At 70.0% G+C, this 19,562-nt stretch carries 21 protein-coding genes; 9 read left to right on the top strand and 12 right to left on the bottom strand.

Annotated elements, in window-relative coordinates; translation table 11 throughout:
- The coding region (gene lysX / locus G3I40_RS12360; protein WP_164302202.1) for a bifunctional lysylphosphatidylglycerol synthetase/lysine--tRNA ligase LysX at positions 1–3,078 on the top strand (3,078 nt) is incomplete at its 5' end.
- Positions 3,079–3,206: 128 nt separating this feature from the next.
- Positions 3,207–3,671 (top strand): DUF4870 domain-containing protein, encoded by a 465-nt coding sequence (locus G3I40_RS12365; RefSeq protein WP_164302203.1) that lies wholly within the window; start codon positions 3,207–3,209, stop codon positions 3,669–3,671.
- Positions 3,672–3,737: 66 nt separating this feature from the next.
- On the opposite strand, the gene G3I40_RS12370 is transcribed toward G3I40_RS12365, so the two are convergent.
- Positions 3,738–4,145, bottom strand: a complete 408-nt coding sequence (locus tag G3I40_RS12370) for a hypothetical protein (protein ID WP_164302204.1) — start codon at positions 4,143–4,145, stop codon at positions 3,738–3,740.
- A gap of 156 nt (positions 4,146–4,301) precedes the next feature.
- On the opposite strand from G3I40_RS12370, the gene G3I40_RS12375 reads away from it, so the two are divergent.
- The 4 genes from G3I40_RS12375 (at position 4,302) to G3I40_RS12390 (ending at position 7,657) form a co-directional block, all read left to right on the top strand.
- Positions 4,302–5,738: a hypothetical protein gene (locus tag G3I40_RS12375; protein WP_164302205.1), complete on the top strand. Its 1,437-nt coding sequence runs from the start codon at positions 4,302–4,304 to the stop codon at positions 5,736–5,738.
- Positions 5,739–5,957: 219 nt separating this feature from the next.
- A complete protein-coding gene (locus G3I40_RS12380; RefSeq protein WP_164302206.1) occupies positions 5,958–6,770 on the top strand; it encodes a hypothetical protein in 813 nt (270 codons plus the stop codon).
- 225 nt (positions 6,771–6,995) lie between these two features.
- Complete coding sequence (locus G3I40_RS12385; RefSeq protein ID WP_164302207.1) at positions 6,996–7,256, top strand: hypothetical protein; 261 nt, start codon at positions 6,996–6,998, stop codon at positions 7,254–7,256.
- Positions 7,235–7,657 carry a hypothetical protein gene (locus G3I40_RS12390; RefSeq protein WP_164302208.1) on the top strand — a complete coding sequence of 141 codons (423 nt, stop codon included), beginning with the start codon at positions 7,235–7,237 and terminating at the stop codon, positions 7,655–7,657. Before G3I40_RS12385 ends, G3I40_RS12390 begins: the two co-directional genes overlap by 22 nt.
- Positions 7,658–7,735: 78 nt before the next feature.
- Here the strand turns inward: G3I40_RS12390 and G3I40_RS12395 are convergent, their stop codons facing one another.
- Complete coding sequence (locus G3I40_RS12395; protein WP_164302209.1) at positions 7,736–8,257, bottom strand: hypothetical protein; 522 nt, start codon at positions 8,255–8,257, stop codon at positions 7,736–7,738.
- A gap of 279 nt (positions 8,258–8,536) precedes the next feature.
- Here G3I40_RS12395 and G3I40_RS12400 point away from each other — a divergent pair, with 279 nt between their 5' ends.
- Entirely contained in the window at positions 8,537–9,616 is a 1,080-nt protein-coding gene (locus G3I40_RS12400; RefSeq protein ID WP_164302210.1) for a Ku protein, read from the top strand.
- A 51-nt stretch (positions 9,617–9,667) separates the two neighbouring features.
- Here the strand turns inward: G3I40_RS12400 and G3I40_RS12405 are convergent, their stop codons facing one another.
- Both G3I40_RS12405 and G3I40_RS12410 read right to left on the bottom strand, forming a co-directional pair.
- Entirely contained in the window at positions 9,668–10,732 is a 1,065-nt protein-coding gene (locus G3I40_RS12405; protein ID WP_343244908.1) for an aromatic acid exporter family protein, read from the bottom strand.
- Between the two features lie 247 nt (positions 10,733–10,979).
- Positions 10,980–12,098 carry a serine hydrolase domain-containing protein gene (locus tag G3I40_RS12410; protein ID WP_164302212.1) on the bottom strand — a complete coding sequence of 373 codons (1,119 nt, stop codon included), beginning with the start codon at positions 12,096–12,098 and terminating at the stop codon, positions 10,980–10,982.
- 199 nt (positions 12,099–12,297) lie between these two features.
- Here G3I40_RS12410 and G3I40_RS12415 point away from each other — a divergent pair, with 199 nt between their 5' ends.
- Positions 12,298–12,960: a TetR/AcrR family transcriptional regulator gene (locus G3I40_RS12415; RefSeq protein WP_164302213.1), complete on the top strand. Its 663-nt coding sequence runs from the start codon at positions 12,298–12,300 to the stop codon at positions 12,958–12,960.
- 167 nt (positions 12,961–13,127) lie between these two features.
- Here the strand turns inward: G3I40_RS12415 and G3I40_RS12420 are convergent, their stop codons facing one another.
- Positions 13,128–13,928, bottom strand: a complete 801-nt coding sequence (locus tag G3I40_RS12420) for a SigB/SigF/SigG family RNA polymerase sigma factor (RefSeq protein WP_239091691.1) — start codon at positions 13,926–13,928, stop codon at positions 13,128–13,130.
- Between the two features lie 119 nt (positions 13,929–14,047).
- Between G3I40_RS12420 and G3I40_RS12425 the strand changes: the two genes are divergently transcribed.
- Positions 14,048–14,314, top strand: coding sequence for a hypothetical protein (locus G3I40_RS12425; RefSeq protein WP_164302215.1), 267 nt, complete (start codon positions 14,048–14,050; stop codon positions 14,312–14,314).
- A 44-nt stretch (positions 14,315–14,358) separates the two neighbouring features.
- On the opposite strand, the gene G3I40_RS12430 is transcribed toward G3I40_RS12425, so the two are convergent.
- From G3I40_RS12430 to G3I40_RS12460, 7 genes are all read right to left on the bottom strand, one after another.
- Positions 14,359–15,348 carry an SDR family NAD(P)-dependent oxidoreductase gene (locus G3I40_RS12430; protein ID WP_164302216.1) on the bottom strand — a complete coding sequence of 330 codons (990 nt, stop codon included), beginning with the start codon at positions 15,346–15,348 and terminating at the stop codon, positions 14,359–14,361.
- A 90-nt stretch (positions 15,349–15,438) separates the two neighbouring features.
- Complete coding sequence (locus tag G3I40_RS12435; protein ID WP_164302217.1) at positions 15,439–16,623, bottom strand: zinc-dependent alcohol dehydrogenase; 1,185 nt, start codon at positions 16,621–16,623, stop codon at positions 15,439–15,441.
- Positions 16,624–16,663: 40 nt separating this feature from the next.
- Positions 16,664–16,990: a plasmid stabilization protein gene (locus G3I40_RS12440; protein ID WP_164302218.1), complete on the bottom strand. Its 327-nt coding sequence runs from the start codon at positions 16,988–16,990 to the stop codon at positions 16,664–16,666.
- A 43-nt stretch (positions 16,991–17,033) separates the two neighbouring features.
- Entirely contained in the window at positions 17,034–17,591 is a 558-nt protein-coding gene (locus G3I40_RS12445) for a hypothetical protein (protein ID WP_164302219.1), read from the bottom strand.
- A gap of 124 nt (positions 17,592–17,715) precedes the next feature.
- A complete protein-coding gene (locus tag G3I40_RS12450; protein ID WP_164302220.1) occupies positions 17,716–18,237 on the bottom strand; it encodes a DUF6328 family protein in 522 nt (173 codons plus the stop codon).
- 267 nt (positions 18,238–18,504) lie between these two features.
- Entirely contained in the window at positions 18,505–18,747 is a 243-nt protein-coding gene (locus G3I40_RS12455) for a hypothetical protein (RefSeq protein WP_164302221.1), read from the bottom strand.
- Positions 18,748–18,950: 203 nt separating this feature from the next.
- Positions 18,951–19,517 carry a type 1 glutamine amidotransferase domain-containing protein gene (locus tag G3I40_RS12460; protein ID WP_164302222.1) on the bottom strand — a complete coding sequence of 189 codons (567 nt, stop codon included), beginning with the start codon at positions 19,515–19,517 and terminating at the stop codon, positions 18,951–18,953.
- Positions 19,518–19,562: the final 45 nt, after the last annotated feature.

Here is a 19,562-nt window from a genome sequence, read left to right on the forward strand (position 1 = left end):
CCGGTCCGCGCGAACCTCGCCTACGCCGCCTTCCTGCTGCTGCTCGCCGGGGCCACCGCGGCGCGCAAGAAGGTCGCCTGGTGGCTGGTCATGGTCTACCTCGGACTGCTGATCGCGGTGGATGCGCTGGGTGTCGGTGTCGGACTGTTCTCGGACTCGCTGCCTTCGTTGATCGTGTGCGCGCTCGTCTTCGCCGTCCTGTGGGTGGCGCGGGGTGAGTTCTACGCCCGCACGAGGCGCGGCTCGGTGCGCCGGGCGTTGGGCGCTCTCCTGCTGGGGCTCGTCGTGGCCGTGGCGGCCGGCTGGGGGCTGGTGGCGCTCTTCCCCGGGACTCTTCGATCCGGTCAGCGTCTGCTGTGGGCGGCGGACCGCGTGTGCGGTGGGCTGGTGTCGGCCGGCTCCTACGACGGCAGTCCGCCCCGGCCGCTGTACTTCTTCCTCGGCCTGTTCGGCGCGCTCGCCCTCCTCAACGCCTGCGCGGTGCTGTTCCGGTCGCAGCGCATGGAGGCGGCCCTGCACGGCGACGAGGAGGCCCGCATCCGCGCCCTGCTGGGCGCCTACGGATCCCAGGACTCCCTCGGCTACTTCGCCACCCGCCGCGACAAGGCCGTGGTCTTCTCCCCCAGCGGCAAGGCGGCCGTCACCTACCGCGTGGAGGCGGGTGTCTGCCTCGGCAGCGGTGATCCCGTCGGCGACCGCGAGGCCTGGCCGCACGCCATCGACGCCTGGCTCGACGTAGCCCGCCGCTACGGCTGGTCCCCGGCGGTCATGGGCGCCTCCGAAGAGGGCGCCACCGCGTTCGCACGGTCCGGGCTCGGCGCCCTGCAGCTCGGCGACGAGGCGATCCTGAACGTCGCCGACTTCGACCTCGACGGCCGCGACATGCGCGTCGCCCGCCAAGCCGTCGGCCGGGTGCGCCGCACCGGCGCCACCTGCCGCATCCGCCGCCACGCCACCCTCACCGACGAGGAGATGGAGGCGATCGTCGACAAGGCCGACGCCTGGCGCGACACCGAGACCGAACGCGGCTTCTCCATGGCTCTCGACCGGCTCGGCGACCCGCAGGACGGCGACTGCGTCCTCCTCGAAGCCCTCGACGCCGACGGCCGCCTGCTGGCCCTGCTGTCCTTCGTGCCCTGGGGCAAGGACGGTGTCTCGCTCGACCTGATGCGCCGGGACCGCAGCGCACCCAACGGCATCATGGAGTTCATGGTCGCCGAACTGTGCGACGCGGCAGGCAGGCTCGGCATCCGGCGCGTCTCCCTGAACTTCGCCGTCTTCCGCTCCGTCTTCGAGGAGGGCGCCCGCATCGGCGCGGGTCCCGTCCTGCGCCTGTGGCGCAACCTGCTCCTCTTCTTCTCCCGCTGGTGGCAGCTCGAAGCCCTCTACCGCTCGAACGCCAAGTACCACCCCGAGTGGTACCCGCGCTTCATCTGTTACGGCGACACCGCCTTCCTCGCCCGCATCGGCCTGGCGTCCGGCATCGCCGAGGGGTTCGTCTCCGTACCGTCGCTGCGCAAGCTGTGGGGCAAGCGGCGCCACCCGGACGGTGTCACCACACCGGCCACGACCGAGGGCCTGCCGCCCATCGAGGCCCTGGGCCTGACGGGACCCGAGGAGACCGGCCCCGCCCGGCTGCCCGACCAGATCCGCGTGCGCCACCGCAAACTGGACCGGCTGCGCGACGCCGGCATCGACCCCTACCCGGTCGGGCTGCCCGCCCGCAGCCACGCCCTCGCCGCCCTCACGGAAGACCTCACCGGCAGCACGGTCACCGTCGCCGGCCGCCTCATGATGGTCCGCGACTTCGGCGGCATCGTCTTCGCCGTGCTCAGGGACTGGACCGGGGACCGTCAACTCGCCCTGACCCGCGACCGATCGGGCCAGGACCTCGTCGACGCGTTCACCTCCGGCACCGACATCGGCGACCACCTCACCGCCACCGGCGAGGTCGGCGCCAGCGACAGGGGCACCCTCACCGTCTTCGTCGCCGACTGGCAGCTCACCGGCAAGTGCCTGCGCCCGCTGCCCGACAAACGACGCGGCCTCACCGACCCCGAGGCCAAGGTCCGCAACCGCTACGTCGACCTGATCGCCAGCCCCGACGCGCGCGACATCGTCCGCGCCCGCTCCAGTGCCGTCCAGGCCCTGCGCCAGGGCCTGTTGGAGCGCGGCTACCTGGAGGTCGAGACGCCGATGCTCCAGCAGATCCACGGCGGCGCCAACGCCCGCCCCTTCACCACCCACATCAACGCCTACGACCTCGACCTGTATCTGCGCATCGCCCCGGAGCTGTATCTCAAGCGGCTGTGCGTCGGCGGCATGGAGAAGGTCTTCGAGATGGGCCGCACCTTCCGCAACGAAGGCGTCTCCTACAAGCACAACCCCGAATTCACCATGCTGGAGGCCTACCAGGCCTTCGCCGACTACGACGACATGCTGCACCTGACCCGAGAGCTCATCCAGGGCGCCGCCACGGCCGCGTTCGGCTCCCCCGTCGCCCGCAAGAACGGCGTCGAGCACGACATTTCAGGGGCCTGGCCGGTCAAGACCGTCTACGGCGCGATCTCCGAGGCGCTGGGCGAGGAGATCGACGCCGACACCTCCCTCGACGCCCTGCACCGGCACTGCGACCGTGCCGACGTGCCGTACACCCCGGACGACCAACGCGGCGACGTCGTCCTGGAGATGTACGAGCGGCTCGTCGAGGAGAAGACGCAACTGCCCACCTTCTACAAGGACTTCCCCACCGACGTCTCCCCGCTGACCCGCCAGCACCGCCTCGACCCCCGCCTCGCCGAGCGCTGGGACCTGGTCGCCTTCGGCACCGAACTGGGCACCGCGTACAGCGAGTTGACCGATCCCGTCGAGCAACGCCGCCGCCTCACCGCGCAATCGCTGCTCGCCGCCGGAGGGGACCCCGAGGCCATGGAGCTCGACGAGGACTTCCTCGACGCCCTCGAATACGCGATGCCGCCCACCGGCGGCCTCGGCATCGGCGTCGACCGGCTCGTCATGTTCCTCACCGGCCGCACCATCCGCGAGACCCTCCCCTTCCCCCTGGTCCGCCGCCACTGACCGGCTCCGCGCCGTCAGCCGCCCGACGGGAAGTCGCAGGGTGCCTGTTACACAAGCCTGCGGGCACTGTGACCTGCGTCTCCTACGGTGGAGTGGTCACCCAGGGGGGCCGACGGGGAGCCATACACATGACGCCCATGACCACCGTGAACACCATGACCACGCAGCAGGCCTGGCCTCGGCCCGCTCATCCGCGCGGCGCGGCCGCCTTCCACGACACCGACAAGGCCTTCTGGGCGCACTTCAGCCTCGCGCTCGCCAAGATCCTGGCCCTCCTGCCCTTCGGCGCGATCGTGCCGTTCCTCCTGCGCCGCAAGGCCAAGGACGCCCACACCCGGCGCAACGCCACGACAGCCCTGAACTTCGCCCTCACCCACGTCCTGTGGCTCGCGGGATTCGCACTGCTGCTGTTCCTCCCGGTCTTCGCCACGCTGAGCTTCAGCGTCGGCTACTGGTTCATCGGCTGGATCGTCCTGTTCGCCGCATGGGAGATCGGTTCCTGGGTGCTGCTCATCCGGGCCATGGTCAAAGCCGTGCGCTACGAGCGCTACAGCTACCCGCGCCTGTACGCCGTGCAGTTCGTGAAGCCCTGATCCATCGGTTCCCGCGGCGCATGGGGCCGACGCCGCCATGCCACCCGCACCGCGGGGGCGGGAACCTCAGCAGTTCCCGATGCAGTCCTTCTTGAAGACCTGCCGGCCGCCGACGGTTCCCGTGATGGAGGCACCCCGGACCTTCGGGTTGTCGCCACTGACGACCTGGGAGTCCGTGCCCAGGTCGGCGGTCATCTTCGCGGGCTCGCCGTCCTCGGTGGTGCCCGTGCAGGTGACGACCATGCGGGAGTCGGACGTGTCGTCGCTCGAGCAGGTCAGCTTGCCCTTGAGGGGGTGCCCTGCCGCCTGGAAGGCCGCCTTCCCGGCCTGGGACGCGCCCGTGCGGGCAACGCCGCCGCCGACCAGGTCCTCCGTTCCGCACCCTGTCAGCGCCACGGCGGCAACAAGAGTCGTGAGCGCGCAGGCGGCACCCGTACGCCGGGTCCTGCCGCGCTTTACGTGTGTGAGGGGCATACGTCCACTGTCGAGCGCCCACCGTCGGACGACCGCACCACTGCGCCACCCGGCGTAAGGCGTGCACCCGTACAGATGACCCAGCAGGCCCGCACGCGAGGCCGGCGCCAGCGTGGCAGGGGTACGTGTCCCTTCCACCGGTGGGAGCTCCTTCTCATGCGCATGCCCGGTCAGCTACGCCCCCGGATCGGCCTGGCCCTCGTCGCCCTCGTGGCGGCCGGCTGCACCACGACCCAGGCCGCTGAGCCCCAGGATGCTTCGACGGGGGCGCCCCGTTCCTTCGACGAACTGGTCGACCGGGTACAGAAGGACGTGGCGACAGCCTGGCCGCACACCGGCCAGGTCTGGCCGGGCGCCGACTTCGCCGGCCACAACCTGCTGCTCACCGACGGAACCGACACGTTCGCCGTGGACACGCACGGCAAGACGACGGTGTCTGCCGAGGACCTGGAGAAGGCGAAGATCGACATCCCGGCCGAGGACGCCTTCGACGTCGTCACCTGGGACGACAAGCCCTCGCTGATCATCCACGTGCCGAAGGACCTGGGACGCGGCCAGAAGTCCGACCCGACGGGGCTCACCGCACCCCAGCCCGGGTACACCTTCGCTCTGGCCGGCCACGAACAGTTCCACCCCTACGTCCAGAACGAGCCCCGGCAGTGGCCCTCGCTGAAGACGCTCAACGAGCAGGACGAAGGCGACCGCACCGAGATGTACCCGCTCAAGTCGGGCCCGCGCGTGGACCGGGCCATGGTCTACAACAGCCTCCTGTCCGCTCTCACCAGCCCCGACGAGCGCGACCAGCACCTGTCCGAAGCCGCCTGGTGGAACGCCGAGTGGCGCAAGGACTACCCCGACGACGCCAAGGGCCAGGACGCGACGGACCTGTTGGAAGGCACCGCCAAGTACTTCGAGCAGTACACGCTGGCCATGACCGAGGTCGACAAGCCGACCGACGCCGCGCAGGTACGGGACCGACTCGCCACGACGCTGAAGCCGATGGCCGTCGCGTCCAAGGGAATCGAGCCCTACGCGATCGGCACCGTCGCGCTGCTCAACGCCGACGCCCAGGGCAAGGACTTCAAGAAGAAACTCACCACCGAACCCACCACACCCCTGGCGGAACTCCTCAAGGGCGTTGCCCCCTCGGACGCCCAGAAGGCCCCGGACAACGTGCAAGAGGGCATCGACAAGGGCGTGAAGTCCACCAACGCGGAGCTGGCCAAGTCGATCGACCCCTTCGTCAAGAACGTCCAGGACGCCGGGCACAGCGTGCTCATGCTGCCCGTGGAATCGGTCTCGGGAAGCATGGGCGGCAAGGGCTTCTACACCACCGAGGAACTCCCCGTCACGATCACGCCCGAGGCGAAAGTGACCTTCAAGCCCGCCGGCGGCCGGCTGCGCGCGGAGAACGTCACGGTCGGGGAGATCGACCAGGACGGCAAGGGCTACTTCGCCATCCCCATCAAGCCCGGCGAGGGCGGCGCCGAGCTGAAGGGCTCCCGGCTGACGCTGCACGGCGGCGGCCTCGACGGCTCCCTCACCGTCAAAGCCACCACCGACGGTGGCCAGAACTTCCTCTACGCCCAGTAGCCGCCGGAGCGGGGCGCGGGGCACCGGAAGGGCGCCACCAGAGGATTTCCTGCCACCCGCGGCACGCTGTGAAGAATTTGCGTTATGTATGCCTTTTGGTCGTTACATCCTCTATGGGTGAGCTTGATGTGGGGTGCGTAACTTCGTAGATGTCGCCACGGAGCAACCGGCTCGGCGGCCATCACCACGAGAACCGCGACCCGAGAGGGCCCCTTTCCCATGCGTATGACCCCCCGCGCCCTGCGTACCGGCATCATCACCGCGACCGCCACCACGGCGATCACCCTCGGCGCCGCCTCCGGCGCCCTGGCCGCCACCCAGCACCAGGCCCCGGCCTCCGTCGAAGCCGCCGCGCACCACACGAAGACGAAGCGCGTCTACGTGAAGACCGTGAAGCTGGCCTCGAAGGGGCACACCGCGAAGGTCTACAAGCTCGGCAAGAACAAGTACCAGGCCGACATCCTGTTCCACGGCAAGAAGATCGCGGTGCTGAGCGCCTTCGGCAAGTCCAAGGCCGCGAACCTCAACGGCTTGCACGTCAAGCTCAGCAAGTACGGGCAGGTCACCTCCTGGGCCGACCGCGCCAAGCCGCAGCCCAAGCCCAAGCCCAAGCCGCAGCCCAACAAGCGTGAGCACGTACGCAACGACACCCTCGCCGACGGTTCGATGGCGCGCATCTACAAGCTCGCCCCGAACCACTGGCAGGCCTCCATGGCGGGTCTGGGCACCTTGGACGCCCACGGCCGCTCCGCCGCGGGCGAGCACAACGGCATGCACGTCGTGCTGAATCCGGACGGCTCGCTGAAGTCGTGGATCGACCAGGCTCCCGCCCCGGCTCCCACTCCGGACCCGGACCCGACGCCGGACCCCGACCCGACCCCGGACCCCGACCCCGTCGTGCCCGATGAGCACGACGGCGGCCTCGTCGACCAGGACACCAAGCCCCAGCCGGACGAGGACACCAAGCCCGCCCCGGCACCGATCGTCCCCTCCACCGACCCGGGCACGGTCACCCTGACTCCCGCCGTCTGACGGCGGGACGGTCCGGCGCCCCCGCGAGGGCGGGAGATCCCTCGACGGGAGCGCGCCGGACCACCACCCCCGACCAGGACAGCGCCGTCCTGACCGCTCACCGCCACGGCCTCCTCCATGACCGGCGGTGAGCAACCTCCCCGACCGAGGCCCGCCCAGGATGCTGTGGGACGCAATCCGGGGCGGGCCTCGGTGCCCGCCACCAGTTGGAAGGTCCGACGCCTCGTGTCCGCGCGTCTGCGAGCCCTGCTCATCGTGTGCGGCGCTCTCGCCGCCACCGCCCTGCCGACCGTCGCCGCGTTCGCCGCCCCGCCCCACGTACCGGCAGACGCCCCGCACTCCACGCCCCGCGAGGAGATCCAGCCCGCCGCACACATCGTCGGCCAGATCGCCCGCAAGACCGCGGAGCGCTCCACGGGCAAACCCCTCGGACTCGTCCCCGAACAGGCCACGCATCGCATCGCGTGCAAAGCCCCGCTCACCTGACCCTGGAGACCCGCGTGTTCGCCGAGCTCGCCCTGGCAGGCACCCTGGCCGTCGCCACCCTGACGACGTCCGTCATCAGCACCCACGTGCCCGCCGACCACCCCACACTGACCCTCAGCCCCGCCACCGTGCGCGCCGGGGACCACGTCGCCGTCACCCTGACCGGCTGTCCCGATCCGGAGGCCGGCGCCCGCGCCGAGGGGCAGCTCGTCGGCGACGGCACGACCGCTCACACGCCCGTCGAGCCGGTCGACCTCAAGCCCACGGGGCCGGACAGCCACACCCTGACCGGCGAAGCGGTCGTCACCGCCGACGTGAAGCCGCACAGCGGCACCCACACGGTCTACGCCGCCTGCGCGGCCGCCCCCGACGATCCGGTCGGCTTCGACCTGCACACCTGACCCCCAGCGCGGAGCCCCACTGCACCGGCCTTCCCTGCCGGTGTGCCAGGGCACCCTGCGCCGCCTCGAAGCCGGCCGCTACTCCTCGCGCGGCCTGCGCGACCGGAGCCAGGCGTAGCCGCCCGCCGCCGAGACCAGGCCGACACCGCCTGCGATGTACGCGGGGTCCATACCGCCCTGGGAACCGCCCACACCGGCGTGGACACCACGGTTCGGGAGCGGATTCGGCATCGTCGGCATCGGAGTCGGCACGACTGCCCCGGACACCGTGAAGCTGTAGGTCGACGTACCGCCGTCACAGTCGACGTCGACGTTGTAGGACCCGGCCTGGACGGTGGAGCTGACCTTCGCTGTACCGGTGTAGACGCGGGCCGAGCCGGTCGACAGGGTGACGTCCCCGTCGAAGGCGTCGGAACTGGCCGTGGCCGAGTCGGCGTCGCAGCCGCCGGACACGGAGAGGATCACCGAGTCGCCCGGCTTGGCGGGGTTGGGCGACGCCGAGAACGACGGCTGGTCGCCCGCGTAGGCGGACGGCAGGGCAATGGTGAGAGCGCTCGCGGTGGTCAGGGCGCTGATGGCGAGGGTCGGTATGACACGCATGAAGGAGGTCCTCGTTCCTCGCGCGGCCCGACGGCACTCCCGTCCAGGGGACACCGCGCACACCCTCATCCATGACAGCCCGACGTCCGGGCGGCGCGGCCAGTAGGCCGGACGGAGTACGAACCCGCTCGCGAAGACACTCCCTGTGCAGGACTGTTCGGGTCTGCTCGTGCCCCTCCCAGCGCGCGCCCCGTGAGCGGGGGTGCCAGCGTGGAGGGGGACGAGAGGGATCTTGTACGGCTGGCGTCCGTGGCGGCAGGCGGGATGGGAGCGGCGGGCATGGCGCGTGCGATCTGGACCGGTGTCCTCACCTTCGGACTGGTGAGCGTGCCGGTCGGTCTTTACAGCGCGATCACGGATCACGCGGTCCATTTCCACCAGTTGCAGCGCGGCACGGCCGACCGGATCCGCAACCGGCGCGTGAACGAACGCACCGGGGAGGAAGTGGCACCCGAGGACATCGTCAAGGGCTACGAGGCGGCCAAGGGCGAGTACGTCGTCGTCGAGCCCGAGGAGCTGGAGGAGATCGCCCCCGGCCGCTCCCGGACCATCGACATCAGCGACTTCGTCAACCTCGGTGACATCGAGCCGGTCTACTTCGACCGCACCTACTATCTCGCCCCGCGCGGCAAGGACTACACGAAGGTCTACGAGCTGCTGCGGGCCTCGCTGGCCGAGGCGGGCAAGGCCGGTATCGCCACCTTCGTCATGCGGGGCAAGCAGTATCTGACCGCGCTGCGAGCCGAGGAGAAGGTTCTCGTGCTGCAGACCCTGCACTGGGCCGACGAGGTCCGCGATCCCGGCCAGGAACTGCCCGCACTGCCCACCGGTCGCGTCGGCAAGGGCAAGGAACGGACCATGGCGCTCCAGCTGATCGATGCCCTCGACGCGCCCTGGGACCCCACCCGCTACCGCGACACCTACCAGAAGCAAGTACAGGAGCTGGTGAAGGCCAAGGCCGAGGGCCAGGAGATCGCCGCGGCGGAGGAAGCCCCTGAGGCGACCAACGTCGTCGACCTGATGGAGGTCCTCCGGGGCAGCCTCGATCAGGCCAAGGACACCAGCGGCAAGAAACCCGCCGCACCACGACAGAAGCGGAAGAAGAGCACCACCGGCACGACACGCGCGTCCAAGACGACGAGCCGGCCCACCGCCGGGAAGTCCCCGTCCAGGACCGGCCGTGCCACGTCGAACGCGAACCGACGTGCGGCGGCCGACGAACTGCAGCAGTTGAGCAAAGCGGAACTGTACGAACGAGCCGGCAAGCAGGACGTTGTCGGCCGCTCCAAGATGAGCCGGGCCGAACTCGTCAAGGCACTCGGCGGCGGCACCGGACGCCGCGCCAAGAACGCAGCCTGATACGCGGCGGTCCCGCCGACACCGCGACCTCCCGGATGCCGATGCCCGGCGTCAGCCCTCGCTGGTGTCCTTGAGGACGTCGCAGGTGTTCTGGAACTCCTCCATCAGGCGCGTCGCCTCCACGATGAGGACGCCGTAGGGCCGGGAGGCGTCCGCCAGCGGCAGTTGGTCCTCGTCGGCGGCGCTGAGCACGTTCTGGAGCGCCTCCTGGGCGGTGCCGGCGAGCTTGCACATCTCCTCTGCCTGACCCGCCAGGGTGTCGGCGTCGAGTTCGGCGATGACGTGCGCGATGTCGCGCAGACTCCCCGCGAAGGCGGCGTAGGCGGTCAGCACGGGACCGTAGGTGTACGTGTTCTCGGTGTCCCGCCAACGGCCCAGGCTGCGGGTGAGCGAGGCCAGCTGGTACACCGCCCGCTCCATGGCGTTCAGAGTCTGGCGGTAGCGGGCGAACGTGAGGTAGCTGCGGTGGGCGGGCAGGAACCGGCGGGGGTTGAGGGACACGCTGCTCTCCGCGACCTCGAGCCCCGCACGGGCCTGGCCGACCGCGGCCTGCACCCGCTCGCCGGAGGCGACCCAGTGCTCGGCGCGCTCGGCGTCCACGTCTCCGCTGCACAGGCCGTCCGCCATGTCGTCCAGCAGCGATTCCATCTCCGCCGCCAGCTGGTGCAGTCCCTGCTCCGCGCTGCGGTACCGCAGGGGAGGCGCGATGCACAGGTTCACGATCAAGCCGATGCCGCAGCCGATCAGCACCAGCAGGATGATCTGCCCCAGTTGGGCGACCCGGTCACTGTTCGTGGTGGCCGAGGCATAGGTGGAGAACGCGAAGAACGCTGCCGTGCCGACCTGGGAACGCTGCTCCCCCAGCGCCTGCCACTGCCCCAGACTCAGGGCGATGACGGCGACCAGTACGAACGCGAACAGGTCGGGCCCGGCCGTGAAGCCGATCGCCGCCTGCACCGCGACCCCGACCACGACCGCCGCGATGTAGCGCAGTGTCTGCCACACCGACTTCGAGACCGTCACGTTCATCGTCAGCACTGCGGAGAACGGCGCGAACGCCGGTGACGTCGCCTTGAGCAGATCGTGGGCGATCCACCAGCTCAGGGTGGACGCCACCACGCACTTCCCGATCAACAGGACGGTGTTGCGCTCGTGCCCGGACGCGCTCCACGCCCGCCTCCACCAGGCCCAACCCCTATGAAACCGTTCCCTCACGCGCGCTGTCTGCCTCTCGTTCTCCAGCCCTTCGGACCGAGGGGCATATCGCCACAAGTAACCCTTGCGGATCAGAAGAAACACAGAACCAGCTGCCTGCCGGATTCGCATGCGCGAAGCGTGCGCACCAGTGGTCACAGAGAAGAAGTCAGCCGTACATCGCCACGCGGGAGAGGGCCGCGAGCGCGCCGTCGATCGGATGGGGCTGCGGTTTGCCGGAGGCGTCCAGCCCGTTCCACCTCTGCAGGTTCATCGCGACGGCCATCTGCCGCTGACCGTCGGCGCGGGTCATGGCCAGCGCTCCGCCGCCCCAGACCGTACCGCCGTGCCCCCAGAAGGTGGCCTGACCCGGCGCATCCAGCGGGTGGAGGCCGAGGCCGTAGTCGATCGTGCTTCCCTCCTGGGAGATGACCGGGACGGTGCGCTGCATCTGCGCGAGCGACGACGGGCTGACGATCTCGCCGGCCAGCAGCAGGCGGTAGAAGCGGTTGAGGTCCGCGACGGTCGATATCAGGGAGGCCGACGGCCCTACCCATGACATGTCGTAGACGCTGTAGTCGCGCGGCGGGTCGATCATCCCGAACCACGATTCGTAGAGCCGCGCGTGCGGGCCCGCGACTGTCGTTCCCTGGGGGAACGCGGTGTGCCGGAGCCCGGCGCGCTCGATGACGTTCCGGGTGATGCACTGCTCGGCCACGGAGCCGGTCACCTGTTCAAGGAGCTGGGCGAGAAGCAGGTAGTTGGTGTTGGAGTACAGCCCCGGCGTACCGCCCGGGGTGCCGACGGCCGGTGCCGTCACCCCCATCTCGATCAGTTCCGTGGGATCGAACCTCGTGTACCGGTGGTCGTCCAGGCTCTGGGGCCGAGTGTCCGCGAGGACGGGGAACGCCTTGAGGGAGGGATAGGCGTACGGAAGGTACTCGGCGAGACCGCTGGTGTGGTTGATCAGCATCCGGACCGTGATCGCGTCACCGCGGTCCCCGGGGACCAGCTTGGGCAGGTACCGGCCGATGGGTGCGTCGAGGCCGATCCGGCCGCTCTCGACCTGCTGCAGCACCGCGGCGGCGGTGAAGGTCTTGGTGATGCTGCCGACGCGGTGGCGCATGTCGGCGGTGACCGGACGGCCGGTGGCGACGTCCGCCGCTCCGGCGGCGCCGCGCCAGACCTGCTCGCCGTCACGCACCTCGGCGAACAGCCCCGGCATCCCGGCGCGGTGGACGTTCTCGATGGCGGCGTCCAGCGCCGCGGGATCCAGTGAATTCCTCACGACATGCGTCCTTTCGCATCGTTCGAGGTGAGCTCCACGTCGACCGCCGGCCCCGGGTGACAGGTGGCGGGCGACAGGGCACGCGTGACACCTCGACCCCCTGGCACCGGGTCGTGCGGCACGCCCATGTCCTCATTATGCACGCGGTGCGTGCAACACCAAGTGCATGGGCTAGACTCGGACCAACGAGAGGGGCGAAATGGCAGGCCGAAGGCGTTGGTCGACCGAGGAAATCCTGGATGCGGCAGCGGAGTTGCTGCGCACGAGCGACACGGAGTCGTTCAGCGTGCGCAAACTCGCCGCGGCTCTGGGGACGGATTCGTCCAGCCTGTACCGGCACTTCCGCAGCAAGACGGAACTGCTGCGCGCGGTCGCCGACCGGATCCTGCTGGCCTCCATGGAGGGCTACCGCCCCGAGGGCGACTGGAAGCAGCGCATCACCGCCCTGGCGCTGCGCGTGCGAGAGGCGTTCGGCCGGCAACCCCAGCTCGCCGGGGTGTGGGGACGGTACGCGTCAAGCGGCGCCGGTTCCCGGCTGGTCATGGAAGAACTGCTGCAGGCCCTGCGCGCCTCGGGACTGCCCGACGAGGAGATCCCGGCGCGCTACCACCGCATCGCGGTCCTCATCGTCGCGTTGATCGCCTCCGAGGCCGGGGTCAGCACCATCACGCCGGACGAGTCCGAACAGGGCATGGAGCTGTTCCGCGTCGCGGTGCTCGGCGCCGACCCCGAACGCTTCCCCGCCCTGGCCCACTTCGCCCGTGACGTCCGCCCCCTCGGCGTCGACCGCCGCGCCGCGTTCGAGGAGCTCCTCGCCGCCCAACTCGCCCACATCGAGGCCGCGATCGGCCCGACGAGCTAGCTGAGCGGGCGGCGTCTCACGGCATCACCCGACCGGTGTGCCCTCGTCCCAGTGGCGAGCGCGCTCGTCCTGGCCGGACAGGTCGTGGTCGCGGCGATGTCGATGTCGATGACATGGCGGAGGCGCCGGGCATGGACTCGCACCCGGCGCCGCCTCCCTCTATTCGCTCACGCAGCTTGCGGATAGGCGTCGGCGCCCTCCTGGAGGGCGTGCTCGCGGACCTGCGTGCAGCTGCGGGTGATCAGCCGGGAGACATGCATCTGGGAGCAGCCGACCTCTTCCGCGATGCGGGCCTGGGTCATGTCCTCGAAGTAGCGCATGTAGAGGATCTTGCGCTCACGCTCCGGGAGCGCGCGCAGCCCCTCCTTGGCGGCTTCGCGGTCAGTGATCAGGTCGTAGGCCGGCTCGGCCTTACCCAGGGTGTCGGAAAGGCTGAACCCGTCCGCGGACCCGCCCAGCTCGGCGTCCAGGGACAGGCTGGTGTAGCTGTCCATCGCCTCCATGCCGTCACGGACCTCGTCGAGGCTCAGTCCGGCTCGCGTGGCGACGTCCTCCATCGTGGGCTCGCTCGTATGACCGGGCTGGTCGATCAGTTCCCGGCGCGCAGCGCGGACCTTGTTGCGCAGGTCCTGCACGCGCCGCGGGACACGTACGTCCCAGCCGTGATCACGGAAGTGGCGCCGCAGTTCGCCCGTGATGGTGGGCACCGCGTACGACTCGAACGCGCCGCGCTCGGGCTCGAAGCGCTCCACCGCCTTCACCAGGCCCAACGCGGCGACCTGCTTCAAGTCGTCCAGGCTCTCGCCCTTGTTGCGGAACCGCAGGGCCAGCCGGTGTGCCATCGGCAGCCACGCCTCCACCAATTCCTCCACCAGCACGTCCCGCTCGGGTCCCTCAGGCGTGGCCGCGAGGTACAGGAACGTCTGCGCGGTGTCAGGGGCGTCGTCGTGCGCATGGCGATTAGGCATAAGGGTTCGCTCCCTCATCGTTGCGATCGGCAAGGATGACCAGGAGCCGGTCAACACCCCATCCGGAGTGGGCCTTTGCTCCTGGCAGAGCGCCTGTGGTCCCAAGCACTGACACCCGCTTGCCCGGCGACCGTGCGAGCAAACAGCCCGTTGTCCACGAGACTTACGATCCCTGCCCCGGCACCGTCGGCGCCGCCGCGACCGGCCCCGTCCAGCGCGTCATTGGGACGGTTCGCGGTCCTCGCGGTGCCCGCGGGACCCGGGGCCGTCCTCGCGGCTTCGTCGAGTACTTCATTCTCGACGGCCTGACCGGCATCACCCTGCTCGGGCTCGCCGGCTGGCTGGCTGGCTGGCTGGCTGGCTGGCTGGCCACCGAACGCCAATAGGGCCTGGCCGGGTGACCCCGGCCAGGCCCTATTGGCGTTCGAGGTCAAGAACTGGTGCGGGGGCCGGGCTCCTGTTGGTTGGCATCGCGTACGGCCCGGTCGTTCCGTGCGCTGCCCCAGGCCCGGATCTTCCGGGCGAGCGGGTTGCGCGGCAGACCGGCCTCAGCGCCTTGACGCAGTTCTCCTCGGCCCGAGGCGGACGGCAGGAGCCTCGCGGTGAGGCCCGTCAGACGGGTGGTCAGGCCCGGTGCCACGCCGTGCGCGAGCTGGGCCGCCTTGGCCGGTGCGGTGAGCACGAGGCGGGCGCGACGCTGGATCACCGCGTCCACGATCCGCCGGGCCGCCCGGTCGGCGTCCATGGACAGCAGCGGGGCGCCCGCGGCAGCGCTGAACCAGCCGAACTCGGCACTCGTGTCGCCGCCGAACTCCGCCTGCCGGTGCGAACCGGTCCGCATGAGGCCGGGGTGGACGGCGGTGACGCTCACACCCGCGGCTGCCGTCTCCGCGTGCAGCCCCTCGGCGAGAGCACCGACCGCGGCCTTGGCGCACGAATACGGCAGCAAGTGAGGTACGCCGAGCAGGCCGCCGACGGACCCGATCAGTGCGAGGCGTCCACGGGTCCTGCGGAGATAGGGCAGCGCTTCCAACGACGTGTGCAGTGCGCCGTGGAACATCGTCTGCATGGCGTCGGTGAACTCCTCGGGACCGACCGCCTCCACAGGTGCGACCTGGATGACCCCGGCATTGGCGATCACGATGTCCAGGCCGTCGCGTTCATGGATCACGCGCATCATCTCGCGCACCGCTGCCCGGTCGCGTACGTCGCACACCGCCACGTGCACGGTCGCGCCCGTCTCCTCCCGCAACTGGCCTGCCGCACGCTCCAGTTCGTCCGCGTCCCGGGCGGCGATGGTCACGGTGCATCCGCGCTCGATCAGGCGCCGGGCGAGGAACAGTCCCAGCCCGCGGGAGCCTCCGGTGACCAGGGCTCCCGGCCCTCTGAGCCGGGCAGGAAAGCGAGTTCGGCCAGCCATGTCGTTCCCTTCTGGAAATCTGGAGATGTGCAGATCCGGAGGTACCGGGGTCGATCACACGGCACATGCCGTGGCGTCGGGACGCGCCGCTCACGGCTTCAGCAGCGTCTTCACCATGCCGTCCTCCTTGGCCTGGAACGTGGCGTACGCCGCCGGGCCCTCGCGCAGAGGCAGATGATGGGTGGCGAAGCCGTCGACGCCGAGCGGGTCGTCGTCGGTCAGGTGCGGGCGGATGTCCTCGATCCAGCGCCACACGTTGGCCTGCCCCATGCGCACCTGCAGTTGTTTGTCGAACATCGTGAGCAGGGGCAGCGGACTGGCGGCCCCGCCGTAGACGCCGCTGATCGACAGTGTTCCGCCACGGCGCACCGCGTCGATCCCGGTCAGCAGGGCACCGAGCCGGTCGACGCCGACGTTCTCCATCAGGGGCCGGGCGAGCTTGTCGGGCAGCAGCCCGGTGGCCCACTGCGCGGCCTGGGCCAGCGGAGCCCCGTGGGCTTCCAGGCCCACCGCGTCGATGACGGCGTCCGTACCGCGGCCCTGGGTCAGGTCACGTACCGCGTCTCCCAGATCCTTGTCGTGGTCGCGCAGATCCAGCGTGGTCACGCCGTGCCGCCGGGCCCGTTCGAGGCGGGCGTCGACCAGGTCGACCCCGATGACCTGTTCCGCACCGCGCAGCCGGGCGATCCGGGTCGCCATGTCCCCGATGGGGCCGAGGCCCAGGACGGTGACGCTGCCGCCGCGGGGGATGTCGGCGTACTCCACGGCCTGCCAGGCGGTGGGCAGGACGTCGGACAGGTAGACGAAGCGATCGTCGGGTGGCCCGTCCGGCACCTTGATGGGCAGCGTGTTGCCGAAGGGCACCCGCAGGTATTCGGCCTGCCCGCCGGGCACCTGCCCGTACAGCTTCGTGTAGCCGAACAGTGCCGCTCCGCTGCCCATGGGCGTCACCTGCGTCGTCTCGCACTGCGACTGCAGTCCTCGCCGGCACATCCAGCAGGTGTTGCAGGAGATGTTGAACGGAATCACCACCCGGTCCCCCACAGCCACTCCCGTGACCTCGGGACCGGTCTCCACGACCATGCCCATCGTCTCGTGTCCCAGGATGTCCCCCGGGTCGAGGTAGGGGCCGAAGACCTCGTAGAGGTGCAGGTCCGATCCGCAGATGCCGGTCGACGTCACACGGACGATGATGTCGTCGGGCTTCTCGATGCGGGGGTCGGGGACCTCCTCGATGCGTACGTCACGCTTTCCGTGCCATGTCAGAGCGCGCATGCCGACACGCCTCCCAAATTACGTCGCGTGCAGGTGTGCCTCAGCGGTCCACGGCCTTGGCCAGCTCCGCCTTGTTCATCGAGGAGCGGCCCCTGACGTTCTTGCGCTGCGCCTCGGCGTAGAGCTGGTCCCTGGTGCGGCCCTGCGCTCCCTTGTGAGAACGTTCGCCGCCGCGCTCCGAGGCCGACTTGGGGTCCTTGGTCGAGGTGCGGCTGGCCGTCCGGGACTCGCCGCTGCGGGCCCGCTCCTTGTTCACGGTGCGCGCGGCGATCTCCTCCGCCCGCTTCGTGGACTCGCCGCGCTGCTTCGCACTCTCCTTGACGTGTTCGTACTGCCGCTCCCTCTTACGGCTGGCTCCTGCGGGCATGACCGTTCCTTTCGTCGATGAGCAGAGATCTTCTTCCAGGGGCTCACACCATGCGGCGTCTCGCCACATGACAGGTGACTGCCTGGAGCAGCGAACACCCCGCGTACCCACGGTCGGCGCCGTGATGCGATGCGGCGTCGTCGCCCGCCACCAACTCCCCCCACTCCTCCGCGAGGGCACCGAACCAATCGGCTTCACCCGACCACGAGAACAACGCCAGGCCGTCGGTGAACGCCAGCCGCGCATAGGCGCACCGTCCGTCGCGTTCCTGGATACGCCGACGCAGAACGCCCCAGCGGGACGCCTCGTCGCCGGTGAATTCGCGCTGTGCTCCTCCGGTCGACTCGTCCAGCACCGTGACCGCGTCGAGAAAGTCGAATTCCGCGTACACGAACCGCGAGCCGACATGCGATGCCAGATCCAGGAACTCCGCGCCGGAAACCGTCCCGGAGTCCAGGGTGCGCACCGACATCGTGTGTTGTTCGGGCAGCGCGAGCATGTGCGGGACGAGACGGATCCGCCCGCAATCCGCCAGCGCTGACGCGTGTTCCGTCAATTCGTCGAGATCGGTGGAAGAACTGGCAGGCGCGACGGACGACATTTACCTCTGCCTCTCTTCAGACCGGGCCAAAGAGCCCGGAACCCGGAATCCTCCGAGTGCCCCCGCTCAGGGAAGGTAAGGCGTCGTCACCTTCGCCGCCCGTGCGTCGCTGCGGAGGTCACGCTCATGAACGAGGTCCGGATGCGCCGGAACCGTCCGTCTCGGTCTCCGTGTAGCGTCCCCTGGCCCAGAGGGGCAGCAGGAACCAACACAGCACGTACCAGGCGAGGATGGCCCCGACGAGGAACGGCACGATCCAGTCATGCATCGCGACCCGCAGGATGAGCAGGAGTGCCGAGGTCAGCGTGCACAGGAGCAGCACGAGGCCGACCATGGTGAGACGTGAGGCCCAACGCACCGCCTGCGCCTTGATCCGGCGCCCGCTCACGAGCCGGTGGAACGCGACCGGCCCGATCAACGCGCCGGTGGAGGCCGAACCGAGCAGGACCGTGACGACGTAGATGGTGCGATCGGTGTCGGACAGCTCCGGGAAGCGCGGGGTGAAGACCACGGTGAGCAGGAACCCGAAGAGGATCTGGACCCCTGTGAGAGCCACCCGCATCTCCTGGACGAGGTCCATCCACATCCGGTCCGCTCGCTGGTCGACGGACTCCCTGCGACCGCGCTCAGGATTCAGCGCGCCCATGCTTCTCCCATGGCTCGTCCGCCTCTCCCCGCCGGCACCGTCACCGACGGGTGTCGCTTTCGGGCCTGCTTCCTCTTCGGAATATGTCCCGGATCCGACGCGGCGGCCAGTCCAGCGCGCCTGGATCTGATGCGAGCCGACGCCGGCGGCAGGGGCCGCGGAGGTGTACGCAGACACGGGTGGGCTGCGGGAAGGCCCTCGACGCCCCCTCGGGCATGACTGATCCCGGCGGCCCTGTACCGGGGCGCCGGGATCAGGTTGTTCAGGTCAGGCCGACGGCTCGTCGGGCACGGGATGGTCCGTCTTCGAGCCACCGGGCGGCGGATCGCCGCGATGGTCGGGCTCGGCCTCGTCGGGCTGCGTCTGGCCTTCTTCGGGGTGACCCTGCACGTCGAGAGGGTCCTCTTCGTGTGCTCCGGCCTGCTGGTCGGGAAGATCGCGGGGCACGGCGGGCGGACGCTTGCCGGGGGTCTCGGGGCGCACCTCGGGGTCGGGTGGTTGCCTGGTCATGTCTGCCCTTTCCGTGCTGGAGCGGTGGAACGCGTTCGGCTTCTCTGTGCGAGTTCTCTGTGCGAGCCGGATGTTGCTCACGGCCGAGCCTCGGGTCCCCTGGGCCCTCGGCGTTCAAACGCGGCGCCACCTCGGCGGAACCATGTCCGCGCCGCGCAACCGCTCGGGTACGGGTACGGCTCGTCCCGCGCTCCTGCGTCGTCTCAGATGCGGCCGAGCTGTTCGCGGATCGCCGTCACGAAGTCGTCCAGGTCCTTCGGGGTGCGGGAGGTGATCAGCGGGAAGCCGCCCTCCGTGTCCACGACGACCGCCTCGTCCACCCACGCCTTGGCGCCGGCGTTGGTGATGTCGGTGCGCAGGGACGGGTACGAGGTGAGGGTCTTGCCCCGCAGCACGTCGGCCTCCACCAGCGCCCACGGGCCGTGGCAGATGGCGGCGACGGGACGGCCGTTCGCGACGAACGCCTTCACGGTGTCGACGGCGGCCTCCTCCAGGCGCAGGTGGTCGGCGTTGAGCGTGCCGCCGGGGATGAGCAGGAGGTCGTGCGGGGCAGCGCCCAGCGCCTCGTAGGACACGTCCGGGTCCACGCTCTCACCGGGGTCCTTGTCCCCCTGCAGCGTCTGCACCGGGTCCGTGCTCACGGCGGCGACGGTGACGTCGACGCCGTCCTTGCGCAACTCCCGCAGCGGGACGAGCAGTTCGTCCTGTTCGACACCGTAGTTGGTGACGAGGGCGAGGACGCTGCGGCCTTCGAGTCGTCGGTCGGTCATGGAGTGCACCTTTCTGCGCGGAGTGTGCCGGATGCGGGAGCGCCG

Source organism: Streptomyces sp. SID14478 (assembly GCF_010548525.1).
In the GTDB taxonomy this organism is placed as follows: Bacteria; Actinomycetota; Actinomycetes; order Streptomycetales; family Streptomycetaceae; genus Streptomyces.

Excerpts from the sequence above, each read along its gene's own strand:
- G3I40_RS12375 (WP_164302205.1), top strand. The coding sequence starts at position 4,302 with ATGCGCATGCCCGGTCAGCTACGCCCCCGGATCGGCCTGGCCCTCGTC.
- G3I40_RS12380 (WP_164302206.1), top strand. The coding sequence starts at position 5,958 with ATGCGTATGACCCCCCGCGCCCTGCGTACCGGCATCATCACCGCGACC.
- G3I40_RS12460 (WP_164302222.1), bottom strand. The coding sequence starts at position 19,517 with ATGACCGACCGACGACTCGAAGGCCGCAGCGTCCTCGCCCTCGTCACC.
- G3I40_RS12365 (WP_164302203.1), top strand. The coding sequence starts at position 3,207 with ATGACGCCCATGACCACCGTGAACACCATGACCACGCAGCAGGCCTGG.
- G3I40_RS12420 (WP_239091691.1), bottom strand. The coding sequence starts at position 13,928 with ATGCCTAATCGCCATGCGCACGACGACGCCCCTGACACCGCGCAGACG.
- G3I40_RS12450 (WP_164302220.1), bottom strand. The coding sequence starts at position 18,237 with ATGGGCGCGCTGAATCCTGAGCGCGGTCGCAGGGAGTCCGTCGACCAG.
- G3I40_RS12435 (WP_164302217.1), bottom strand. The coding sequence starts at position 16,623 with ATGCGCGCTCTGACATGGCACGGAAAGCGTGACGTACGCATCGAGGAG.
- G3I40_RS12400 (WP_164302210.1), top strand. The coding sequence starts at position 8,537 with ATGGCGCGTGCGATCTGGACCGGTGTCCTCACCTTCGGACTGGTGAGC.
- G3I40_RS12370 (WP_164302204.1), bottom strand. The coding sequence starts at position 4,145 with ATGCCCCTCACACACGTAAAGCGCGGCAGGACCCGGCGTACGGGTGCC.
- G3I40_RS12395 (WP_164302209.1), bottom strand. The coding sequence starts at position 8,257 with ATGCGTGTCATACCGACCCTCGCCATCAGCGCCCTGACCACCGCGAGC.
- G3I40_RS12455 (WP_164302221.1), bottom strand. The coding sequence starts at position 18,747 with ATGACCAGGCAACCACCCGACCCCGAGGTGCGCCCCGAGACCCCCGGC.
- G3I40_RS12415 (WP_164302213.1), top strand. The coding sequence starts at position 12,298 with ATGGCAGGCCGAAGGCGTTGGTCGACCGAGGAAATCCTGGATGCGGCA.
- G3I40_RS12445 (WP_164302219.1), bottom strand. The coding sequence starts at position 17,591 with ATGTCGTCCGTCGCGCCTGCCAGTTCTTCCACCGATCTCGACGAATTG.
- G3I40_RS12440 (WP_164302218.1), bottom strand. The coding sequence starts at position 16,990 with ATGCCCGCAGGAGCCAGCCGTAAGAGGGAGCGGCAGTACGAACACGTC.
- G3I40_RS12430 (WP_164302216.1), bottom strand. The coding sequence starts at position 15,348 with ATGGCTGGCCGAACTCGCTTTCCTGCCCGGCTCAGAGGGCCGGGAGCC.